This window comes from Streptomyces sp. KM273126 (assembly GCF_004337435.2).
Lineage (GTDB): Bacteria > Actinomycetota > Actinomycetes > Streptomycetales > Streptomycetaceae > Streptomyces > Streptomyces acidicola.
The window spans coordinates 1,029,554-1,052,096 of record NZ_SJXB02000001.1; the positions used below are offsets into that span (position 1 = coordinate 1,029,554).

The following is a 22,543-nucleotide window of genomic DNA, read 5'->3' on the forward strand; positions in this document are numbered from 1 at the left end:
GCTCGACCGTTGACAACTCATTCAGACACCAAGAACTCTGCATGACGTTATACAGGCCGGGCAAGGGACACCTCATGATCCAGTTCGAAGCGGTCCACAAGCGCTTCCCGAACGGCACGACAGCGGTCCACGACCTCACCCTGGAGATGCCGGAAGGCGGCGTGACCGTCCTCGTGGGATCTTCCGGTTGCGGCAAGACGACCACCCTCAGAATGGTCAACCGGATGGTCGAGCCGACCTCCGGCACCATCCGGGTCGGCGGCAAGGACATCCTGGCGCAGGACGCCGCCGAGCTGCGCCGCTCCATCGGGTACGTCATCCAGCAGGCGGGGCTCTTCCCGCACCGCACGGTCCTCGACAACATCGCCACCGTGCCGCTGCTGCTCGGCTGGGGCCGGCGCAAGGCCCGGGCGCGGGCGGCCGAGCTCCTCGAGACCGTCGGCCTGGCCGCCGACACGGGCAAGCGGTTCCCGCACCAGCTCTCCGGCGGCCAGCAGCAGCGCGTCGGCGTGGCCCGCGCGCTCGCCGCGGACCCGCCCGTCCTCCTCATGGACGAACCCTTCGGCGCCGTCGACCCGGTGGTCCGCACCCAGCTCCAGGACGAGCTCCTGCGCCTGCAGAAGGAGCTGAGCAAGACCATCGTCTTCGTCACGCACGACATCGACGAGGCGGTCCGGCTGGGCGACCGCATCGCGATCTTCCGCACGGGCGGCCACCTCGTCCAGTGCGCGCCCCCGGCCGAACTGCTCGCGAGCCCGGCGGACGACTTCGTCACGGACTTCCTGGGCTCCGAACGGGAACTCAAGCTGCTGTCGCTGACCCCGCTGAAGGACGTACCGCAGACGCGTGCGACGCCCCTGCGCGCCGACGAGCCGGTCTCCGCCGTGTCCGGCGACGGCGGCCGCTGGCGGCTGGTCACCTCGGCAGCGGGACGGCCGCTGGGCTGGCTCGACACGGACGCGCCGCCCGCCACCGGCACCGCCGGCGAGGTGCCCCTGACGCCCGCCAGGGCACTGCGGGACACCGACTCGCTCCTGTCCGCGCTCAACGAGACCATCGGGTCGCCGAGCGGATACGTGGTGCGCGTGGACGCGGACGGCAGGGTCACCGGGGTCACCGCCCGCGAGGAGATCCACGCCCGCGCGACGGCGGCACACGCCGCGGCCGGAGCCGGTGCCGCGCGCAAGGCGGGTGCCGCGGACTCCGACAGCCCCGCACCCGCTCCCACCACCACCGCCACCGCCACCCCGCGGAGCGCCCGGCATGACCATCGACTGGTCGTGGATAGCCGACCACACCGACGACCTGACCACCCTCTCCGTCTCCCACCTCCAGGCCGCCCTGTCCGCCGTCTTCCTCGGACTGCTGATCTCGCTGCCCCTGGCCGTGATCGCGCACCGGATCCGCCCTCTGCGCGGTTTCCTCCTCGGCCTGTCCAACGTCCTCTTCACGATCCCGTCGATCGCGATCTTCGTGCTGCTCCTCCCGGTGAGCGGCCTGACCCGCACCACCACCGTGATCGGCCTGACGATCTACACCCTGGTCGTCCTGCTGCGGAACACGGTCGAGGGCCTCGACTCGGTGCCCGCGAGGACGAAGGAGGCCGCGAAGGCCATGGGCACCCGCCCCCTGCGCACCCTCCTCACGGTGGAGCTGCCCCTCGCCCTCCCGGTGATCATGGCGGGTGTGCGGATCGCGACGGTCATGTCGATCTCGCTGGTCTCGGTCGCCACGTACATCGGCGACGGCGGCCTCGGCCAGCTCTTCACCGACGGCTTCCAGCGCAACTTCCCGACCCCGGTGATCGCCGGCGTCGTCCTGACCCTCCTCCTGGCCCTGGTCGCCGACGCGCTGCTGGTGGCCCTCCAGTACGTCCTCACTCCGTGGACCCGGAAGCGGGGTGCCTGACACCGTGTTCGAACTCTTCAAGAACCTCGGCGCATGGCTGACCAGCGGCGAGCAGTGGTCCGGCGCGGACGGTATCGCCCACCGTCTCGCCGAGCATCTCCAGTACTCGCTCCTCGCCACTCTCATCGCGGCGGTCATCGGCCTCCCGCTCGGCCTGCTCATCGGCCACACGGGCAGGGGCGCCTTCGTCGCCATCAACCTCGCCTCGTTCGGCCGCGCGCTGCCGACCGTCGGCCTGGTCGTCCTGGTGTTCCTGGCCAGCGGCCTGTCGATGTGGCCGGTGTACGTCGCGCTGGTCGCCCTGGCGGTCCCGGCGATCGTCACCAACACGTACGCGGGCATGACGGCCGTCGACCCGGAGGTGAAGGACGCGGCCCGCGGCCAGGGCATGCGCGCCCACCAGGTCCTCTTCCAGGTCGAGCTCCCCCTGGCCCTCCCTCTGATCATGACGGGCCTGCGCCTGGCGCTGATCCAGGTGGTGGCCACGGCCACCATCGCCGCGTACGTCTCCTTCGGCGGCCTGGGCCGCTACGTCTTCGACGGGCTCGCCCAGCGCGACCTGGTGCAGGTGCTCGGCGGCGCGGTCCTGGTCGCCCTGGTGGCCGTGGTCCTCGACCTCGCCCTGAGCGGCCTCCAGCGAGCCCTCTTCCGCCACCGCCCGGCATAACACCGGCATAACAAACGCCCTGCGCCCTCCTGCGCCAAAGGAATCCCTTCCCTGTGCCTAAGGAACCCCTCTCATGAACCGACGCGCTCTCCTCGGCGGCCTCTTCGCCACCGCCTCCGTGCCCGCCCTCGCCGCGTGCAGCGGCGGCATCACGTCCCTCCAGGGCGAGGGCACCGTCGGCGCGGGCCCCGGCTCCAGCAAGGACGGCATCACGATCGGCACCGCCAACTTCACCGAGAACCAGGTGCTCGGGTACCTCTACGCGGCCGTCCTCGAAGCAGCCGGAGTGAAGACCACCGTCCGCCCCAACCTCGGCACCCGCGAGATCCTCATCCCCGCGCTCAAGGGCGGTGACATCGATCTGCTCCCCGAGTACCAGGGCGCCCTTCTCCACTACGTCGCCCCCAAGTCGAAGGCGACGGAGGAGGGCGAGATGCAGAACGCCCTCACCGTCGCGCTCCCGGCCGGCCTCCAGGTCCTGCCATACGGCATGGCGGAGGACTCCGACGCCTTCGTGGTCACGCGCGAGACCGCCGAGAAGTACGGCCTGACGAGCCTCGCCGACCTCACCAAGCAGAACGGCAAGCTGGTCATCGGCGCGGCAGCCGAGGTGAAGACCCGCGAGGTCGGTGCGGTCGGCCTCAAGGACGTGTACGGGATCGAGTTCAAGGAGTTCAAGTCACTCGACTCCTCCGGACCGCTGGTCAAGGGCGCCCTGAAGAAGGGCGACGTGGACGTGGCGAACCTCTTCACCACCGACACCGACATCCAGGCCAACGGCTGGGTGGTCCTCACCGACCCGAAGAACCTCATCCCGGGCCAGCACGTCGTCCCCCTGATCGCCGACCGCAAGGCCGACGCCCCGGTCCGCAAGGCCCTCGCCGAACTCGGCAACGTCCTGACGACGAAGGACCTCACCGAGCTCAACCGCCAGGTGGACAAGGACAAGAAGGACCCGGAGGACGTGGCGAACGCGTACGCGAAGCGGCACGGCCTGACGAAGTAACGCCCTGCCGAAGTAATGGCCTGAACAAGCAGCGGGAGCGGGAACCGGGGGCCGGGCCCAGTCCGGACACGGGGGCTAACCCCAGTGCCCCCGCGCCCGCGGCTGCCTACCGTGGACTCCATGACCGGTAACGGAGCCCACGACGCCGAACTCAAGAAGGAACTCGCCGCCACGCTGCACGCGCGCAGGGACCTGGGCGAGGAGTACGAGTCGGCGCTGGTCGAGTCGTTCCTGGAGAAGTTCGATCAGCACCTCGACGGCGCGGTGGACCGCAAGGTGCGCCGCCAGCTCGCGGAACAGCAGATGGTCGTGGCTCGCGGCGCCCGCTCTCCGGGCTCCACCGACTCCTGGAGCGAACGCTTCGGCTTCGGGATCATCTCCCTCGTCCTGGCGATCCCGCTGTCGGCCATCGGCGGCGGCATCGCGGACCTGCCCGGCCTGCTGGTGGCCTGGGCGGGCATCGCGGCCGTCAACGGAGCCTGGGCCTTCCGCAACAGCCCGCACTTCGGCCGCCGGGGGAAGAAACCGGCCGACGGCGACTGGGACGAGTAGTCCCGTCTGCCGCATGGAGCAGCCCGTCTTTCAACTGACGACGGCAGCAGCCACCAATTCGGCCTCGGGGAACAACGAAACAGCCGCTCGGGACGGAGGTGCCCGGAGGGCGGGATACAGAGCGCGACGGCGGCCGGCCGACCGTGAGCTCGGCTGGACGCCAGGGTGCCTATTCTGCGTGTCGAGGGCCTGTGTCTGAGCTTCATACCTGGAGAACTGAGGCCAGCGGAGGGCGACGGGACGCCAAGACGGCCCGTACCTGAGGACACCCGTTGTCACCGGTGCGCTCGCCGATCTCCCTGAGCTCCGTCAGCTGGCGGGATCGTGTGACTCTTCATGGGCGGCGTGCGGCCCGGTAGCGGTGGTGTTGGTCCAGCTGGCGAGGATGCCGATGGCTTCCGCGGAGGGGGAGCCAGGTTCAGGGGTGTAGATGATGAGGGTCTGGTCGGGGTCGCCTTCGACGGCGAGAACCACGTAGTCGAGGGTGAGGTCGCCGACGAGCGGGTGGCGGAGGCGTTTGGTGCCGGTGGTGTGGGCCTGGACGTCGTGGTCAGCCCACAGGCGGCGGAAGGTGTCGCTGTGTAGGGACAGCTCGCCGATCAGCTCGGTGAGCTGCGGGTCGTCGGGGTGGCGTCCGGCGTACAGGCGCAGCGTGGCCACGCAGTCGGCGGCGATCCGTTCCCAGTCGGTGTACAGCGCGTGGGCGGCTTCGTCGAGGAAGACGAAGCGTGCGGCGTTGCGCTCGCGATGGGGCCGGGCCTGGAAGTCCGCGATGAGAGCGTAACCGAGTCGGTTGGCCGCCAGGACGTCCATGCGCCGCCCCTGCACCACGGCCGGGACGGCGAGCGAGTCAAGGGCCCGGTACACGGCCGGGCGCACGCGCTGCGGCGCCCGTGGTCGCCGGTTGCGGGCGCGGGCCGCGGTGGGCTGGGCGAGATCGAAGAGGTGGGCGCGTTCGGTGTCGTCCAGATGCAAGGCGCGTGCGACGGCATCGAGGACGGTCTCGGAGACGCCTTGGGTGCGGCCGCGTTCCAGGCGGACGTAGTAGTCGACGCTGACCCCGGCAAGCTGGGCGACTTCCTCGCGGCGCAGCCCCGGCACCCGGCGGGCGCCCGGGTGCGGGGCGAGGCCGGCCTGTTCGGGGGTGATCCGGGCCCGGCGGGTGCGCAGGAACTCACGGATCTCGGTGCTGCGGTCCATGGACCCACCGTACGGCGGGCCCCTTCTCGTCTCAGCTGGTGAAAGGGGTACTGCCAGACCCCCGGAAGAGCAGGCCCCCATACGGGCCCCCAAGGGAGCGCGGGCGGTGGTTGCCTGGATAGCGGGCCCACTGCACCGCACCGATCATGGCGCCGGCAGGCCGCCTCCGCCGGATCCGCCTCATGTAAAGCCCTGGCTGCCTATGCCCTGCGCCGTGCGGCCGGAGAAAAGGAAGTCCCTCATGGCAACGAACCTGACCGGCACCGCCGCTCTCGTCACCGGCGCGAGCAGCGGTATCGGTGCCGCCACCGCCCGCGAGCTCGCCGAGCACGGCGCCTCCGTCGCCCTCGTGGCCCGCCGCAAGGACCGCTTGGAAGAGTTGGCAGTCGAGATTCGGAAGGCGGGCGGCACCGCCCTGGTCGTGGAGGCGGACATCATCGACCGCACCCAGGCCGAGTCGGCCGTCCAGCAGACCGTCGAGCACTTCGGACGGCTGGACACCCTGGTCAACAACGCCGGCCTCATGCTGCTCGGTCCCGTCGTCGGAGCGGACGTCGAGGAGTGGGAGCGCATGCTCGCCGTCAACGTCCAGGGTCTGCTCTACACCACCCGCGCTGCTCTCCCGTACCTGCTCAGGGCCGCCGAGGAGGGCCCGCGCAGGGTCGCCGACATCGTCAACATCAGCTCGATCGCCGGTCGCGTCGCCTGGAACGGCTATGGCGTCTACAACCTCACCAAGTTCGGCGTGAATGGGTTCACCGAGTCCCTGCGCCAGGAGGTCACCCAGCGGCACGTACGCGTCGGTGTCCTGGAGCCGGGCGGTGTGGACACCGAGCTCGGCTCGCACAACAAGGCCGAGGTCCGCGACGCGATGATCAACCCGTTCTACGAGACGACCGAGGTCCTTCACCCCGAGGACATCGCCGATGGCGTCGCCTACATGGTCACCCGTCCTCGCCACGCCTCCGTCGGCGAGCTGTGGATCATGCCCACCGACCAGGCCTGACCGGTCGGGTTCCGACCTCGTCCGTTGCCCGGCTACGCGCCGGGACACCATCCATCACCACCACAGGTGCCGGGATACGGCACCTGAAAAGGAATCCCTCATGAGCAAGGTCATTTTCGTCACCGGTGCCGGACGCGGTCTGGGCACGGACATCGCCCGAGAGGCCCTCGCAGCCGGCCACCGGGTCGTCGCCACCGGGCGCCGTCCCGAAGAGGTCGAGAAGACTCTGGGCGGGCCGCAGGACAACCTGCTGGTCACCAAGCTGGACGTCACCAGCCTGGACGACGCCGAGGCCGCCGCCCAGGCCGCCGTCGACCGCTTTGGCCGCATTGACGTCCTGATCAACAACGCCGGGAACTTCTTCGCCGGCTACTTCGAGGAGATCACGCCCGCGCAGATGCGCCAGCAGATCGAAACAAACCTCTTCGGCCCGATGAACGTCACCCGCGCCGTCCTGCCCATCATGCGGGGCCAGCGCGCCGGTCATGTCATCACCCTCTCCTCCTCCGCCGGCCTGATCGGCCAGGAGTTCTGCGTTGCGTATGCCGCCTCCAAGTTCGGTGTGGAGGGCTGGATGGAGTCGCTGCGCTACGACGTGGAGCCATACGGCATCCACACCACGGTCGTGGAGCCCGGCTTCTTCCGCACCGAACTCCTCGTGGACGCCTCCACCACCTGGCCCGAGCCGTCCATCGACGATTACGCCGAGCGCACCACGGCCACCATCGCGGCCTGGAAGAGCATGAACGGCCGGCAGAGCGGCGACCCCGCCAAGCTCGCCAGCGCCCTGCTGACGATCGCCCACCAGGACAAGCCGCTGCTGCGTTTCGTCGCTGGCGCGGACGCCATCGAGGGCGTCGAGGCCAAGGCCAAGGAACTGCTGGCCCAGGCCGAGGCCTCCCGTGAACTCGGTGCCAATCTGGCCTACGACGACACCGACGCCTGAGCACCACTCCACGCCCCGGCCCGCACCCCGGCCGAGGCGGAGGCCGCCGCCGGGTGTGCCTGCGGCAGCTGACCCGCTACCTGGGGAACGGCGCCTGCGCCCGCAGCCGGCGGGCCATCGAGGCACGGTCCGCCAGCTGGTGGTGCAGATGACTGTTCTCCACCGTGGCCTCGTGCAGGGCGCCCACAAGCGCCTCGACGTCGGCCTTGAGCCGGGCGACTCCTCCGCGTCGGCGGCCCGGAGCGGCGGGTGCCGTAGTAGGCGGTGCGGTCGACCGCCGCTTCGTGGGCGAGGGTCTTGATGTCGCACTTTCCGCCGGGCGGGATCTGGCCGCGCAGGAGGCGGTCCATGGCGGCCCGGATGCGGTTCTCGTTCTCGGTCCGCTGGGCTGCGGAGATTCTCATGCGGATTCCGCGTCGATGGTGGTGCTGGCGGCGTCGATCTCGGCGACGACGCGGCGGGCTCGGTCGTGGTCGGCCTGGAGGCGGGTGCGTTCGGTCTTGCGCGTGGTGCCGAACTGACCGATGAACGTCTTGGTGCGTTCGGCGTGTTCGGCCCAGACGGAGCGGTGGCAGGGGTGATGGGTGGCCTGTGGGCAGCGGGCGGAGTCACACATCCCGAAGAGCGGCCGGATTGCGGCGGGGGTGCCGGCGAGCTTGAGGCAGAGCGCCCGGGAGGGGTCGGTGAACCAGCAGTAGTTCGCCGGGCCGAGGTGGAGGACCTTGGCCCGTTTGGTCAGCAGGTTGAGCACGTCGCGGTCACTGCGCTGGGCCTCTGGTGCCGCTTGGACGAGCTTGCCGTCGATGCTCGCGAAGAACGCGGTGAGGCTGCGGGCGCCGGGGCCGTGGGCAGGATGCCCTCCTGGTAGTTACGGAACTCGGCCAGCACCAGTTCCAGATTCTGTTGCTGCCGGTTCCACCGTGCCCCGCCGACCTTGCACGGGTTCCGCGGCGACCGGGTGCGCCAGTCCTCGAAGTCCCACAGATCGTCGGCTGACGCCTCGCTCCACTACCTCCAGCGACCCCACAGGAAGTCGAAGAACAGGCAGTTGTCATCGGTGTGGTTCTGCTTCGTCTCCGGCGCGAAACGGGCGAACGACGACCGGCACAGGTACCGGCTCAGCACCTCATCGACCCGGTAGTCCGGAGAAAGAAGAATCGGATCCGCAGGATGAATCCCAACACGGCCAGGTCCTCCCATCCAGCCAGAACAGGCACTCGATCCCCTACCACCCGACGATCCTCGGACCCAGAACGTACGCCAACCCAGCACGCATCCACCCCTGTTCGATCTGCTTCAACACGCCGATCCAACAGGGAAGACGACGCCTCCCGGCAGAGGTGCACCGACCCGGACACGAAGTCGTTCGGTGACGCGGGCGGTGGCCAACGGCTGGGGCCCCAGGTCGCGCAGAGCAGGGCGGACGGCTGCGGTCGGCCTTGTCGTCTCCGAGGGCGAACGGCTGTTCTGTCGTTCCCCGAGGCCGTAATTGAGGAACCACGACGGCGATCAGCCAGATCCGCGCAAGCGGCGGCGGTTCAGCCGCAGAAGATGAGGCTTGTGCGCGGGGACCGCCGCACCCCCGTTACCGGGGGGCGGGACGACGGCGGTCCCCGCGAGGGACGCGGGCCAGGTCAGGGCCGGGCTTGCGCGTCCATGGCGTCCATGGAGGTCCGGGAGCCGCTCCGGAGGTCCTTGACGCCGTTTCGGTTGCCGGCCGGGGCGGGGAGCCGCTCCCGCCCTGCCGACAGCCACTACTGTGCCGGACCCGTGTTAAGCGTGTGCTGCGCGGACGTGACGCGCTCGTACCACTTCCGCGAAGTTCTACGCGGGCAGACTCCCACCGCGACGTCAATCCGATGCACCGCTCTTTCACTCGATGCGTGGAACCAGTCGACCATCCGCTCATCGCCCTTGCCGCGCACCTGCATATTTCGAGGTGATCGAACTTTTCATCCGCTCTCGAAGGGACACTCGCATGCCTGGCTGGTCCAGGAGCTTCCTCAATCCCTCACTCGTCTCGGCCCTGGAAGCCGGACGCACCTTCGAGGAGTGGCTCGACGGCCGGATACCCGGAGTGGACTACGCACGGATCAGCGCCGACCAGAGCACGCGGTCCGCCGTCGCAGCCAAGGGACGTGAGGCCGGGACGGGCATTCGCCATCAGCACGAGGAGAACATCGAGACGGCGACCGCATTCGGGGTGGCCATCGTCCGGTTCTACGAGGACAACGGTCTGACCGCGGTACAGCCAACTGTCGTACGACCGGTATTCGCCGAGATGATCGAGGCGCTGCACTGCCGCAGGACTCCCCAGGGCCATCCGGTTCAGGCCCTCATCGCGACGGAGCACGAGCGAGTCTGGCGCTTGGCCGCGGACTTCGCCAGAGTCCATCAGGCCGTCACTGTCACCGAAGGCGGACTCTTTGTCGAGCGGCGTGCCGCTTTCGACTTTCACTCGAAGGCCAACGCCAGTGGCGCGACCGTCAGCGTCGACGAAGTCACGAAGACGAAGGAGCGCATCGAGCGACACATTCGCCGACGTGCCATCGACGGCGGGACGCCGGGCGGGCGCCGCCGCTTCGGCTGGCTTCCGCCGGACCCGCGTTCGGGACGCAGGATCAACATGCGTCACGATCCCGAAGAATGGCCGATCCTGCGGGAGATGATCGAATCGGCACTGCGTGGTGCGAGTTGGAACGACGTCGCCAGAGGACTGAACGCACGAGGCATCCCGACCGCGTCGGGAAACCGGTGGAGCGGAGCGACTGTCCGCCAGGCCCTGACCAACCCCGTAATGTGCGGATACCGGTCCATCCATGGCGAGTTGGTTCGAGATCCCGGCCACCGGCTCGCCGGTCGTCGGGCAGTGGGATGCACCTGCGACCATCGAGGAGTGGCAGGCGTTGGTGGAACTCTCCCAGCAGCGCGGCGCTAAACGAGGCACCCGCCTGACGAACGGCAGGCCGCCTCCAGGAAGGGAGCCTCAGCCTCTCCGCAAATACCTGTTCAGCGGGTACCTGCGCTGCGGTGCCACCCGGAAGGACGGCACCCCGTGCAACTCCAAGATGGGCGGCTGCGCCCGCCCGACGGCGAAGAACCCCGCCAACGCCGTCTACGTATGCACTGCTTTGGACTGCGCGGGTACCGCGCGCAATGTCCCTGACGTCGACAGCTGCCTTCAGGAGATCGTTCTCTCCTTGCTGGTCGATCGGCACAGGGCCTTCACTTCCAAACCGCCGGAGTGGCCGGGCGCGCCGCTGCTGCACATCCTCGTAGAGGAACGCAAGTCTCTGGAAAAGCAGTTCCGCACCGGCGGTCTCACCACCGACGACTTCTCCAGGAAGACGTCCGAGCTCGACGCCCGGATCTCCGGGCTCGAAGCGGTACGAGAGGAACACAGCCGGAACCGGCAGGCCGCTGCCGCGGGCAGGAACCCATCGCTGTGGTCGGCGATGAGCCTCGCTCAGCGGCGGGCCGCGATCGCCAAGGTGCTGGAATCGGTGATCGTCCTGCCGCTCCCGCCCGGACGATCGCGCCGCGCTCCCTTCGACCCCGCACTCCTGAGGATCAATCCCCTGGGTGGAGCCTGAAGGATCATCGTGGGTGTCGCCGTCCCCGTCCGCGGACGTCCCGTCGGCAGGCTGACGGGGCGTCCGCGGAGAGACAGGGACGGCGACGCCCGCACCCTTCACTGCTCCATTCGCGCCAGGTATGCCAGGAGGTCCTGACGGGTCACGACCCCGGTCGGCTTGCCCTCGACCAGTACGATCACCGCGTCCGCACCGCCGAGGATCGACATCAGGTCCGCGACCGGCTCGCCGGATCCCACCTGAGGCAGCGGAGGCGACATGTGCTTCTCCAACGGGTCGGTGAGGGAGGCGCGCTGAGTGAACAGCGCGTCCAGGAGCTCCCTTTCGACGATGGAACCGACCACTTCCGCAGCCATCACATCGGGGTGGCCGGCGCCGGGCCTCACGACCGGCATCTGTGAGACGCCGTACTCGCGCAGCACGTCGATCGCCTGGCCGACGGTCTCGTCCGGATGCATATGGACCAGGCTCGGAATGGCTCCTTCCTTGCGGCTCAGTACGTCCCCGACGCGTGCGGTCGGCCCCGTTTCTTCGAGGAACCCGTAGGACGCCAACCACTCGTCGTTGAAGATCTTGCTGAGGTACCCGCGCCCGCTGTCGGGCAACAGCACGACCACGACGTCGTCGGGGCCGAGCCGCTCGGCGACCCGCAGGGCGGCGACGACGGCCATGCCGCAGGAGCCGCCCACCAGCAGCCCCTCCTCCCGGGCGAGCCTGCGGGTCATCTGGAAGGAGTCCTTGTCGGACACGGCGACGATCTCGTCGGCGACGGTCCGGTCGTACGCGGTCGGCCAGAAGTCCTCGCCGACACCCTCCACTAGGTACGGCCGCCCGGACCCGCCGGAGTACACGGACCCCTCGGGGTCGGCGCCGATGACCCGCACCCTGCCGTCGCTGGCGTCCTTCAGGTACCGCCCGGTCCCCGTGATGGTCCCGCCGGTGCCAACGCCCGCCACGAAGTGCGTGATCCGCCCCTCCGTCTGCTCCCACAGCTCGGGGCCCGTGGAGTGGTAGTGCGACAGCGGGTTGTTGGGGTTGGAGTACTGGTCCGGCTTCCACGCACCCGGGGTCTCGCGCACCAGCCGGTCCGAGACGTTGTAGTACGAGTCGGGGTGCTCCGGATCCACGGCGGTCGGGCACACGACGACCTCCGCGCCGTAGGCCCGCAACACGTTGATCTTGTCGGTGCTCACCTTGTCGGGGCACACGAAGATGCACTTGTACCCCTTCTGCTGGGCCACGATGGCCAGCCCGACGCCGGTGTTGCCGCTGGTCGGCTCGACGATCGTGCCGCCGGGCAGGAGCTCACCGCTCTCCTCCGCGGCCTCGATCATGCGCAGGGCGATGCGGTCCTTCACGGAACCGCCGGGGTTGAAGTACTCCACCTTGGCCAGAACGGTCGCCTGGATGCCCGTGGTCACGCTGTTGAGCCTCACCAGCGGGGTGTTGCCGACGAGGCTGATCATCGAGTCGTGGAAGTGCACCGTTGTCTCCGGAGCTGCAAAAAGGACGGGTTGTATGATTCCGCCAGCCTAAGCCCCTCCGGCAGGTGTTAACGCACTGTTGAGATTGGCTGACGCCCTGTGCGGGGCAAGGAGTGGGTGTACGGCTACGAGGAGGTGGCGGCGACCCATGACGAGCATGTCGAGGGCGCGGGTGGCCCGGCGTATCGCTACAGGCGCGGCGTACGGAGGCGGTGGGATCGGGCTGTTGGGCGCGGCGGCCGTGGGTGTGCTGCTGGCCGAGGTCCAGATGGCCAAGCGGGTCGTGGGCAACGGCCACAGTCCGCACCCGCCCAGCGCGGAGGGACTCTACGGACGCGCGTACGAAACTCCTCACGATCCCCCGATCCTCCTCGCCATGCTCGGCGACTCCACGGCGGCCGGGCAGGGTGTGCACCGGGCGCGGCAGACTCCGGGCGCGCTGCTGGCCTCAGGCCTGGCGGCGGTGGCGGAACAGCCGGTGCGGTTGCGGAACGTGGCCCTGCCGGGGGCCCGGTCGGACGACCTGGACCGCCAGGTGTCCCTGGTCCTCTCGGAGACGGATCGTGCCCCAGATGTCTGCGTCATCATGATCGGCGCGAACGACGTCACCCACCGGATGCCGCCGACCCGCTCGGTCCGCCACCTCTCGGGCGCGGTCCGGCGGCTGCGCACGGCGGGCGCGGAGGTGGTCGTGGGCACCTGCCCCGATCTGGGCACGATCGAGCCGGTCCAGCAGCCGTTGCGCTGGCTGGCCCGGCGGGCGTCGCGCCAGCTGGCCGCGGCGCAGACGATCGGTACGGTCGAGCAGGGCGGGCGAACCGTTTCGCTCGGCGATCTCCTGGGCCCCGAGTTCGCGGCGAACCCGCGGGAGCTCTTCGGCCCGGACAATTACCACCCCTCCGCCGAGGGCTACGCCACGGCGGCGATGGCCATCCTGCCCACGGCCTGTGCCGCGCTGGGCCTCTGGCCGGCGGAGGAGGAGCGTCCGGACGTGTCCCGCCGCGAGGGGTTCCTGCCGGTGGCGCGGGCTGCTGCGGAGGCGGCGTCGGAGGCGGGCACGGAGGTCGCGGCGGCGATGCCCACCGGGCCACGGGGCCCATGGGCCCTCCTCAAGCGCCGCCGCCGTCGGCGCGTCCCTGCAACAGACCCGGCACCGGCCCCGGAACCGTCCACCTGAACCTCAGCCCCTCCGGCGTTTGAGGGCGGTCCGGGGGCCGCCCTGGAAACGCCGGAGTGGGGCGAGAAAAGCAAGCGCTTAGAAAAATGCGGCCGGGCTCACACCACCACGCCCGTGACCTCGACCGTACGTACGGGTAACTTCGCACACAGCCCTGCCCACCCGTACCCGCCCCGCCAGGAGCCGTGATGCCCGAAGCCGTCATCGTCTCAGCCACCCGCTCCCCCATCGGCCGCGCTTTCAAGGGCTCCCTCAAGGACCTGCGCCCCGACGACCTGACCGCCACGATCATCCAGGCGGCACTCGACAAGGTCCCCGCGCTGAACCCGAGGGACATCGACGACCTGATGCTCGGCTGCGGCCTGCCCGGCGGCGAGCAGGGCCACAACCTCGGCCGCATCGTCGCCGTACAGATGGGCATGGACCACCTGCCGGGTTGCACCATCACCCGTTACTGCTCCTCCTCGCTCCAGACCTCCCGCATGGCCCTGCACGCCATCAAGGCGGGTGAGGGCGACGTCTTCATCTCGGCCGGCGTGGAGATGGTGTCCCGGAGTGTGAAGGGCACCAGCGACGGCATGCCCGGCACCCACAACCCCCTCTTCGCCGACGCCGAGGCCCGCACGGCCGCCGTCGCCGGTTCCGAGGGCGCCTCCTGGCACGACCCCCGCGAGGACGGTCTGCTCCCCGACCCTTACATCGCGATGGGCCAGACCGCCGAGAACCTGGCCCGCCACTGGGGCGTCACCCGCCAGGACATGGACGAGTTCGGCGTCCGCTCGCAGAATCTCGCCGAGGAGGCCATCAAGAAGGGCTTCTGGGAGCGCGAGATCACCCCGGTGACGCTCCCCGACGGCACCGTGGTGAGCAAGGACGACGGCCCGCGCCCCGGCGTCACCATGGAGGGCGTCGCGGGCCTGAAGCCGGTCTTCCGCCCGGACGGGCTGGTCACCGCGGGCAACTGCTGCCCCCTCAACGACGGCGCCGCCGCCCTCGTGATCATGTCCGACACGAAGGCGCGCGAGCTCGGCCTGACCCCGCTCGCCCGGATCGTGTCCACGGGCGTCACCGGCCTCTCCCCCGAGATCATGGGGTACGGCCCGGTCGAGGCCAGCAGGCAGGCCCTGTCCCGCGCCGGCCTGACCATCGACGACATCGACCTGGTCGAGATCAACGAGGCCTTCGCCGCCCAGGTGATCCCGTCCTACCGCGACCTGGACATCCCGCTGGACAAGCTGAACGTGAACGGCGGCGCCATCGCCGTCGGCCACCCCTTCGGCATGACCGGCGCCCGCATCACCGCCACGCTGATCAATTCGCTCCAGTTCCACGACAAGCAGTTCGGCCTGGAGACGATGTGCGTCGGCGGCGGCCAGGGCATGGCGATGGTCATCGAGCGCCTCAGCTGAAGCACGCCGGCCGGACCCCGGCCGGACCCTCGACCGAACCCCGGCCGAACCTCGGCCGAACGCCCGACAGCACCCCTCGGTCACCCCCATCGAACCCAGCGTCATCCTTTGGCCCGGAGCCTCGCCACCACCGGGGTTCCGGGCCGTTCTGTAATCCAATCTCCCCCAGGATGTGACCTATCTCCCCCGGAAGGGTGATTCAGCAGGTCAGAACCACTTCGGCACCAAACATCAGCCCGGGATTCCTGCCCGTTTCGTGACGTTACGCACTGACAGCTGGTTAGTCCGCCCTTCAAGCTGATGTAGGAAGTCGGGGTCGACTTTGAACCGGGAGTACGTCAGTGAGCGCCATGCCGATTGCCCTGCTGCTCACCACGGCCGCCACCACGGTCGTGGGCGTCGCCGTGCTGCGCAACCTGCGGGGACTGCGCCAACAGGTCGCGGCCCTGCACACCGAGTTCACCGCGAGCCGTACCGCGCACGCGCGACCCGTCGTACCCGCCGCCCGCCAGGCCTCCGACACGGACGAGATACGCGCCGCCGTGGCCGAGGCGCTCGCGGAGGAGCGGGAGCGGGAGCTGGCGGAGGCCAGGGCGTTCTGGGCCGCTCAGGAGGCGCGTGACGTCTCCGACACGCCCTCCCCGCTGCTGGGCTTCCCCGACAGCGAGCCGCACCTGCCGCGCCCGTCGGACTTCGCGGGCCTGGAGCACCTGGAACCGGTGTCCGAGCCGGGCCTGGAGGGCGACGAGTTCCCCGGCGACTCCCCGGAGCTGGCCGCGGCGCGCCGCCGTCACCCCTCCCACCCGGACTTCGTGCCGGCCCCCTCGCCGGTCGTGAACGACCACGAGCGCACGGTCGCCTGCCTGGAGGAGCTCGCCTCCTCCCGCACCGAACTGGCCGACGTCCGCCCGGGCCCGCTGGGCACCCTCGATGTGTACGTCTTCACCGACGGCACGACCCTGTGCATGACGCCGGGCCACCGAGAGACCGCCGAACGCCTGGCCTCGGCCCTGCGCACGGGCCACGCCCCCGTTCTCCTGGGCGGCTCAGGCGTCTCGGGCGCCTACTCACTGACGTTCGAGTGCGGCGAGGAGAACGTCTACGTCCTGGCGGACAGGGTCATCGCGTCGCTGTAGAGCACCTTCCAGGGCTGTGGGGGCAGCCCCGTGCTTTCAGGGGCGCGAGGCTGTGACATATGTGGCTCCGCCGCGTGGGCGCGACCAGCCACAGACAACCCGCACCCGCCCACACACCGAAGCCCCCACGACGCCCCCGCGCCCCCACGCCCCCACGCCCCCGCTGAACCGCCGACGGCATCCCGCATCCGCTACACCCCCGCGCGCCTCTGCGCCTCCTCCACCAGCCCGACCGCCTCGGCCAGCTCAGCCTCGTTTCTCAGCGCGACCGCAAGATCGTTCCCGGCGACCAGGATCTGATCGGCCGCGGCGAACATCCCCGCATCCGGCATCTCCCGGGGCTCCGAATCCGGGTCCTCCAGCCGCTGGGCACGCAGTGCCAAGTCCCTGGCCAGTGCCAGCGCCTCGGCCGCCGCGCCCCGCTGCAGCCGGCTTTGCGGAGCGGCCCTCAAACGATCAGCGAAGTGATCCACCGCACGGGTCAGAGGCGTCGTATCAAGCACGTCGCGAGACTACGCGCCCGAACAGGAGTGTTGCCAATACGCGAACGCTCAGGCACGGTGACCTGAAGGACCGGCTTACATTCCATTGCGTCCGGAGGCGCCGATGTCCCAAGTCTTCTCCGAGGAGACCCATCGCAATCTGCTCGCCCGCATCCCCCATTGCACCGGTCGTGAAGTCTCCGACTGGCTTCGCGCTGTCGACGAAGGCCCGGCTCTCTTCAACTTCGAGGAGAAGGTCAGCTGGCTCCGGCACGAGCACGACCTCGCGTACGGCCACGCCAAGGCGATCATCCATGAGTACGACCTGAGGAGGGCCGCGCGCAAACTGCTCTGAGCGCGCTCCACCAGCACGCCGAGCATCGGACAGGACGAAGGGCCCCGGGAGCAACAGCTCCCCGGGGCCCTTCACCGTGTCAGGACCTCAGAGCGAGGTCGGACCACTGTGGGCGGATCAGTCGTCGCCGCTGAAGATGGCGACCAGCCGCAGCATCTCGACGTAGATCCACACGAGGGTCATGGTCAGGCCGAACGCGGCCAGCCAGGCCTCCTCACGCGGGGCGCCATAGGCGATGCCGTCCTCGATCTGCTTGAAGTCGAGGGTCAGGAAGAAGGCACCGAGCAGGATCGCGAGGATTCCGACGATCGCACCGAGCGGACCCATGCTGCGCAGACCGCCGTCCTCGGCGACGCCGAACACGACCAGCAGCAGGTTGACCGCCATGACCGCCACGAACGCGATGGCGATGGTCATACCGATGCGCGCGTACCGCGCGGTGACGCGGATCCAGCCGGCCTTGTAGACCAGCAGGGTGGCGCCGGAGACCGCCATCGTGCCGAGCACCGCCTGGAAGGGCGCACCGCTCCAGGCCGTGTTGTACATCTCGCTGAGCACGCCCAGGAAGACGCCCTCGAAGGCGGCGTAGGACAGGATCAGCGCGGGCGAGGCCTTGCGCTTGAAGCTCTGCACGAGGGCGAGGACCATCGCGATGAGCGCGGCGCCGATGGCCAGGCCGAAGCTGCTGGGCGACACCGGCAGGAGGGCCCACGCCAGGATGGCGCCGACGACGACCGTGCCGAGCGTCATGGCGGAACGGACGACGACGTCGTCCATCGTCATGCCGCCGGTGCGGACCGGGGCCTGCGGCGGAGCGCCGTGCTCCGGGGCCTGCTGGGCGTACGGGTTCGTCGCGTACGGGTTACCGCCCTGCTGGGCGTAGGGGTTGCCCTGGGTACCGACGGCTGCTCCCCCGGCCTGCGGCGCGGTGTTGAAGCCCGCGTAGCCGTTGTCGCGGCTGAACCCCCGTCGCGAGAAGACCGGGTTGCTGCTCCTCATTTCACTCCTCCATGGCCACCCTGCGTGGCCTTGGCTCAAGAGTAATAGGTAGGCAAAGGATTGACCCTAGTGCTTGGGGAGGATCTTTCCCTCGTCGTGACCAGAAACACGCTACGCGTCTCCGTGATTCCCCGCACCGGCCCCCCTCACCCATGACCAACCCGGTACACACCCGGAACCGTCCGGAGATCAACAGCCGGACGCCGGGTCGCGTCGTGCCGACGACGAGACGGAGAGTCACGGGAGCCCGGGCGGACCGCTGCGAGGCGTTGGGGGTTTTTGTGCGGTCTTCTTCGGTGGTGCCCGGAACCGGACTTGAACCGGTACGCCCGCGAGGGGCAGCGAGGTTTAAGCTCGCCGTGTCTGCATTCCACCATCCGGGCAGGCCATGGGCTCCGCATCGAAGTCCCGAGCCTATCGGGACCCATCCCCCGAACAGCGGAAGAGCGGACCGATGTTGTCTTATTTTATTGACGTCTGAGGGTGCATCAGCACTGGGTGTACGCCATCCGCACTTGCCAATAGCCTTTCGGACCACCTGGCCGCCCGTATGCGGAATGACGGAATTTCACCGCCCGAACGAGCCGCCTCCACAACCTGCGCCGCGACGACGCGGCCTAGGCCCTGTCGTCAAACTCCCGTCGTCCGCCCGGAGGGCGGGCCCCGCGGGGCCTGGTGCGTGCGATCGCAAGGCGCCGGAAGGTCCTCGATGGGGGTGCCCCCGCGCGAGCGAAGCCGAGCGTGGGGGAGGAGCTACTAGGGCGTTTCGGCAACGCGGCTGGGGGTCCCCCCACGCCCTTAAGGCAGTGGGGGAGTGCGTGCCAGGCCCCGCGGGGCTGGGGGTACCTCCCACGCCCTTAAGGCAGTGGGGGAGGGAGTTTGACGACAGGGCCTAGGGGCCGCCCGTCATCCCCAGGTATGACACGGCATCGGCCCGTCCGCCCACAGACGGCCCCAGGAACCGGAACAGCGGCTGACTACAGGGCGCCCGGCGGCCCGGACGATGGAACACGTTCGCCAAAAGCCGTCATCCCGACAGGAGCACCCTTCGTGACCACCACTCCCATCGCCGAGCGGGCCACCGCCGTGGCCGCTCGCGCCACGGACCTCTCCAAGGTCTACGGACAGGGCGAGACCCAGGTGGTCGCCCTGGACCGGGTCAGCGTCGACTTCGGACAGGCCCGGTTCACCGCGATCATGGGCCCGTCGGGCTCCGGAAAGTCCACGCTGATGCACTGCGTGGCGGGACTCGACTCCTTCTCCTCCGGCTCCGTCCGCATCGGGGACACCGAGTTGGGTTCTCTGAAGGACAAGCAGCTCACCAAGTTGCGCCGGGACAAGATCGGCTTCATCTTCCAGGCGTTCAACCTGCTGCCGACCCTGACCGCGCTGGAGAACATCACGCTCCCGATGGACATCGCGGGCCGCAAGCCGGACAAGCAGTGGCTCGACACCGTCATCCAAATGGTCGGTCTCGCCGACCGCCTCACCCACCGTCCCGCCCAGCTCTCCGGCGGCCAGCAGCAGCGTGTCGCCGTGGCCCGCGCCCTCGCCTCGAAGCCGGACATCATCTTCGGCGACGAGCCCACCGGCAACCTCGACTCCCGCTCCGGTGCGGAGGTGTTGGGCTTCCTGCGCAACTCCGTCCGCGAACTCGGCCAGACCGTCGTCATGGTGACCCACGATCCCGTCGCCGCCGCGTATGCCGACCGTGTGGTCTTCCTCGCCGACGGGCGCATCGTCGACGAGATGCACCAGCCGACGGCGGACACGGTGCTGGACCGCATGAAGCGGTTCGACGCGTCGTCGCGCACGAGCTGAGCCAGGCGTCTCGTCTGCCGGGTTCTGTATTTGGGCGGCTGCGGGTTCGTCGTGGCTTGTCGCGCAGTTCCCCGCGCCCCTAAAGGCCGTGCGCGAGCCCGGCACCAAGAAGCACCGCCCGCCCGTAGCGTCCACCCCTCACACCCCAAGGCGCCCGACGCCCGCCACCAACCCCAGCCTTCACCCCACCCCCAACCCTGGACAGAGAACCCCATGTTCCGTACCGCCCTGCGCAACGTGTTCGCGCACAAGGCCCGGCTGTTGATGACCGTGCTCGCCGTGATGCTCGGCGTGGCGTTCGTGTCGGGCACGCTGGTCTTCACGAACACCATCTCGGAGGCGTATCAGAAGAGTTCGGCGAAGGGCTTCGACCACGTCGACGTCGCCGTCGCGCCCAAGTACCGGGAGGGCGAGGGCGACAAGGTGGGCAAGTCCGCCGAGCTCACCCAGGACCTCCTCGACAAGGCCGAGCAGACCCCGGGCGCCGCGTCGGCCGTCGGTGTCGTCTCCGGCTTCACCGCCATCGCCGACAAGGACGGCAAGCTCGTAGGCGGCGGCTTCCAGTCCCGGGGCGGCAACTACTGGGGGGACAAGGACGCCCGGTACCCCCTCGCGTCCGGGCGTGCCCCGAGCGGCAGCGGACAGGTCGCCATCGACTCCGAGACCGCGGCCCGCGCCGGCTACAAGGTCGGTGACACGGTCCGCCTCTCCGTGAACGGCCCCGTCCTCACCCCCACGATCAGCGCGATCTTCACCACGGACGACGGCAACGTCTCCGCGGGCGGCAGCCTCGCCCTCTTCGACACCGCCACCGCCCAGCAGCTCTTCGGCAAGAAGGGCACGTACGACGAGATCGACGTGAAGGCGGCGGCCGGCACCAGCCAGGCGCAGCTCAAGGCCGCGCTCGACAAGGCGCTCCCCAAGGACACGACCGAGACCACCACCGGCAGGCAACTCGCCGACGACCAGGCCGAGACGATCGCCGACTCGATGAGCGGTCTGCGGCAGGGGCTGCTGGTCTTCGCCGGTATCAGCCTCTTCGTCGGTACGTTCATCATCGCCAACACCTTCAGCATGCTGGTCGCCCAGCGCACCAAGGAGCTCGCTCTGCTCCGCGCGGTCGGCGCATCCCGTCGGCAGGTCACCCGCTCCGTACTCATCGAGGCCTTCGTCGTCGGCACGGTCGCCGCCGTCACCGGTCTCGTCGCCGGCGTCGGCATCGGTGCCGGCCTGCGCTCCCTCGTGGGCTCGCTCGGCGGCACCGTCCCGGACGGGCCGCTGATCATCACCTCGGGCACGGTCGGCGCCGCCCTCGCCGTCGGCATCCTCATCACGATGCTGGCCGCCTGGCTGCCCGGCCGCCGTGCCGCGAAGATCCCGCCGGTCGCGGCGATGAGCAGCGTGCACGCCAAGGCGACCACCAAGTCACTGGTGCTGCGCAACACGATCGGCGCCCTGTTCTCCGCCGCGGGCATCGCCGTCGTACTGGCCGCGACGACCATGGAGGGCACGGACGGTCAGGCCCCGATGGGTCTGGGTGCCGTCCTGCTGATCATCGGTGTCTTCGTCCTCACGCCGCTCCTCTCCCGTCCGGTCATCGCGACCGCGGCCCCGGTACTGCGCGTCTTCGGGATCTCCGGCAAGCTGGCCCGCCAGAACTCGGTCCGCAACCCGCGCCGTACCGCCGCCACGGCCTCCGCGCTGATGATCGGCCTCACCCTCATCACGGGCATGACGGTGATGGCGGGCAGCCTGCAGACGTCCATCGACAAGATGGCCGCGTCGGCGATCAAGGCCGACTACGTCGTGTCGATGGCGAACGGGCCCTTCCTCTCGCCCGACGTCGAGAAGAAGCTCGCCGGCACCGGCTACGTCACCGCCACCAGCCCGCTGCGCAACGCGCCCTCCCGCATCGACGGCGAGACCGAGTACCTGACCGGCGTCAAGGGCAGCACGATCGGGAAGCTCACCGACCTCAAGGTCGACGACGGTGCCTTCGAGATCGGCGGCACCCGGGTCGTCGTGGACGGCGACACCGCCGAGCGGCACGGCTGGAAGGCCGGTTCGGACTTCACCGTCTCCTACGAGGACGGCAAGAAGCAGCAGCTGACGGTCGCCGGGGTCTACGAGGCCAACGAGATGATGCGCGGCATCATGCTCGACCTCGGCACGCTCTCCCCGCACCAGTCGAACCCCACCGACATGCAGGTCATGGTGAAGACGTCCGACGGAGCGTCCGCCGCGACGAAGGACCGGCTGGAGAAGGCCCTCGGCAGCAACCCGGCCATCCGGGTCCAGGACAAGGAGGACATCTCCAACGGCATCGCGCAGATGTTCACGCTGATCCTGAACATGGTCTACGGGCTGCTGGCCATGGCGGTCCTCGTCGCCGTCCTCGGGGTCATCAACACTCTGGCCATGTCGGTCTTCGAGCGCTCCCAGGAGATCGGGATGCTGCGCGCGATCGGCCTCGACCGCAAGGGGATCAAGCGCATGGTCCGTCTGGAGTCGCTGGTGATCTCGCTCTTCGGCGGCGTGCTCGGCATCGGCCTCGGCGTGTTCTTCGGCTGGGCGGCCGGTGAGCTGCTGGGCACCAGGATGGCGACGTACGAACTGGTCCTGCCCTGGGCCCGGATGGCCCTCTTCCTGCTCCTCGCGGCCACGGTCGGCGTCCTGGCGGCCCTCTGGCCGGCCCGCCGCGCGGCCCGGCTCAACATGCTGGCGGCGATCAAGTCGGAGTAGGCACACCAGCGGGCAGGAAGCAGAAGGCAGAAGGCAGAAGGCACAGTAGTTGTACGTGAC

Annotated in this window: 19 protein-coding genes, 1 tRNA gene and 1 pseudogene; 15 read left to right on the top strand and 6 right to left on the bottom strand. The window is 69.5% G+C overall.

What is annotated here, in order from left to right; genetic code table 11:
• Positions 1 to 74: 74 nt before the first annotated feature.
• The 5 genes and pseudogenes from E0500_RS04310 to E0500_RS04330 form a co-directional block, all read left to right on the top strand.
• Positions 75 to 1,181, top strand: a pseudogene (locus tag E0500_RS04310) (ABC transporter ATP-binding protein); the annotation flags it as partial.
• Between the two features lie 82 nt (positions 1,182 to 1,263).
• Positions 1,264 to 1,908, top strand: a complete 645-nt coding sequence (locus tag E0500_RS04315; RefSeq protein WP_131567584.1) for an ABC transporter permease — start codon at positions 1,264 to 1,266, stop codon at positions 1,906 to 1,908.
• Between the two features lie 4 nt (positions 1,909 to 1,912).
• The gene (locus E0500_RS04320; protein ID WP_131567611.1) at positions 1,913 to 2,575 is read left to right on the top strand and encodes an ABC transporter permease; all 663 of its coding nucleotides are present in this window, start codon (positions 1,913 to 1,915) and stop codon (positions 2,573 to 2,575) included.
• Between the two features lie 73 nt (positions 2,576 to 2,648).
• Positions 2,649 to 3,581 (top strand): ABC transporter substrate-binding protein, encoded by a 933-nt coding sequence (locus E0500_RS04325; protein WP_131567586.1) that lies wholly within the window; start codon positions 2,649 to 2,651, stop codon positions 3,579 to 3,581.
• Positions 3,582 to 3,701: 120 nt separating this feature from the next.
• Positions 3,702 to 4,133 (top strand): hypothetical protein, encoded by a 432-nt coding sequence (locus tag E0500_RS04330; RefSeq protein ID WP_131567588.1) that lies wholly within the window; start codon positions 3,702 to 3,704, stop codon positions 4,131 to 4,133.
• Between the two features lie 309 nt (positions 4,134 to 4,442).
• On the opposite strand, the gene E0500_RS04335 is transcribed toward E0500_RS04330, so the two are convergent.
• Positions 4,443 to 5,333: a helix-turn-helix transcriptional regulator gene (locus E0500_RS04335; RefSeq protein ID WP_131567590.1), complete on the bottom strand. Its 891-nt coding sequence runs from the start codon at positions 5,331 to 5,333 to the stop codon at positions 4,443 to 4,445.
• 241 nt (positions 5,334 to 5,574) lie between these two features.
• Here E0500_RS04335 and E0500_RS04340 point away from each other — a divergent pair, with 241 nt between their 5' ends.
• Positions 5,575 to 6,339 (top strand): SDR family NAD(P)-dependent oxidoreductase, encoded by a 765-nt coding sequence (locus E0500_RS04340; protein WP_131567592.1) that lies wholly within the window; start codon positions 5,575 to 5,577, stop codon positions 6,337 to 6,339.
• A gap of 100 nt (positions 6,340 to 6,439) precedes the next feature.
• Positions 6,440 to 7,285, top strand: coding sequence for an SDR family oxidoreductase (locus tag E0500_RS04345; protein ID WP_131567595.1), 846 nt, complete (start codon positions 6,440 to 6,442; stop codon positions 7,283 to 7,285).
• Positions 7,286 to 7,685: 400 nt separating this feature from the next.
• Here E0500_RS04345 and E0500_RS04350 read toward each other — a convergent pair whose 3' ends face one another.
• Positions 7,686 to 8,036, bottom strand: a complete 351-nt coding sequence (locus E0500_RS04350) for a hypothetical protein (protein WP_220140442.1) — start codon at positions 8,034 to 8,036, stop codon at positions 7,686 to 7,688.
• A gap of 1,227 nt (positions 8,037 to 9,263) precedes the next feature.
• Between E0500_RS04350 and E0500_RS04355 the strand changes: the two genes are divergently transcribed.
• Entirely contained in the window at positions 9,264 to 10,223 is a 960-nt protein-coding gene (locus E0500_RS04355; RefSeq protein WP_181586865.1) for a recombinase family protein, read from the top strand.
• Positions 10,192 to 10,878: a hypothetical protein gene (locus E0500_RS04360; protein WP_181586866.1), complete on the top strand. Its 687-nt coding sequence runs from the start codon at positions 10,192 to 10,194 to the stop codon at positions 10,876 to 10,878. The genes E0500_RS04355 and E0500_RS04360 overlap by 32 nt, the downstream gene beginning before the upstream one ends.
• Before the next feature lie 98 nt (positions 10,879 to 10,976).
• Here the strand turns inward: E0500_RS04360 and E0500_RS04365 are convergent, their stop codons facing one another.
• Complete coding sequence (locus E0500_RS04365; protein WP_131567604.1) at positions 10,977 to 12,362, bottom strand: cystathionine beta-synthase; 1,386 nt, start codon at positions 12,360 to 12,362, stop codon at positions 10,977 to 10,979.
• A gap of 148 nt (positions 12,363 to 12,510) precedes the next feature.
• Between E0500_RS04365 and E0500_RS04370 the strand changes: the two genes are divergently transcribed.
• The 3 genes from E0500_RS04370 to E0500_RS04380 all read left to right on the top strand — a co-directional run bounded on the left by E0500_RS04370 (position 12,511) and on the right by E0500_RS04380 (position 16,084).
• A complete protein-coding gene (locus tag E0500_RS04370; protein WP_181586867.1) occupies positions 12,511 to 13,539 on the top strand; it encodes an SGNH/GDSL hydrolase family protein in 1,029 nt (342 codons plus the stop codon).
• Positions 13,540 to 13,727: 188 nt separating this feature from the next.
• Positions 13,728 to 14,948 (top strand): acetyl-CoA C-acetyltransferase, encoded by a 1,221-nt coding sequence (locus E0500_RS04375; protein WP_131567606.1) that lies wholly within the window; start codon positions 13,728 to 13,730, stop codon positions 14,946 to 14,948.
• A gap of 350 nt (positions 14,949 to 15,298) precedes the next feature.
• The gene (locus E0500_RS04380) at positions 15,299 to 16,084 is read left to right on the top strand and encodes a hypothetical protein (protein ID WP_131567608.1); all 786 of its coding nucleotides are present in this window, start codon (positions 15,299 to 15,301) and stop codon (positions 16,082 to 16,084) included.
• A gap of 191 nt (positions 16,085 to 16,275) precedes the next feature.
• Here the strand turns inward: E0500_RS04380 and E0500_RS04385 are convergent, their stop codons facing one another.
• A complete protein-coding gene (locus E0500_RS04385) occupies positions 16,276 to 16,587 on the bottom strand; it encodes a hypothetical protein (RefSeq protein WP_181586868.1) in 312 nt (103 codons plus the stop codon).
• Positions 16,588 to 16,690: 103 nt separating this feature from the next.
• On the opposite strand from E0500_RS04385, the gene E0500_RS04390 reads away from it, so the two are divergent.
• Complete coding sequence (locus tag E0500_RS04390) at positions 16,691 to 16,921, top strand: DUF4287 domain-containing protein (protein WP_131572205.1); 231 nt, start codon at positions 16,691 to 16,693, stop codon at positions 16,919 to 16,921.
• Positions 16,922 to 17,038: 117 nt separating this feature from the next.
• Here E0500_RS04390 and E0500_RS04395 read toward each other — a convergent pair whose 3' ends face one another.
• Entirely contained in the window at positions 17,039 to 17,920 is an 882-nt protein-coding gene (locus E0500_RS04395; protein ID WP_131572206.1) for a Bax inhibitor-1/YccA family protein, read from the bottom strand.
• A 297-nt stretch (positions 17,921 to 18,217) separates the two neighbouring features.
• Positions 18,218 to 18,303, bottom strand: a tRNA-Leu gene (locus E0500_RS04400).
• Between the two features lie 667 nt (positions 18,304 to 18,970).
• Here E0500_RS04400 and E0500_RS04405 point away from each other — a divergent pair.
• Together E0500_RS04405 and E0500_RS04410 are read left to right on the top strand one after the other, a co-directional pair.
• Entirely contained in the window at positions 18,971 to 19,741 is a 771-nt protein-coding gene (locus E0500_RS04405; protein ID WP_131572207.1) for an ABC transporter ATP-binding protein, read from the top strand.
• 213 nt (positions 19,742 to 19,954) lie between these two features.
• Positions 19,955 to 22,483: an ABC transporter permease gene (locus tag E0500_RS04410; protein WP_131566386.1), complete on the top strand. Its 2,529-nt coding sequence runs from the start codon at positions 19,955 to 19,957 to the stop codon at positions 22,481 to 22,483.
• Positions 22,484 to 22,543 lie beyond the last annotated feature (60 nt).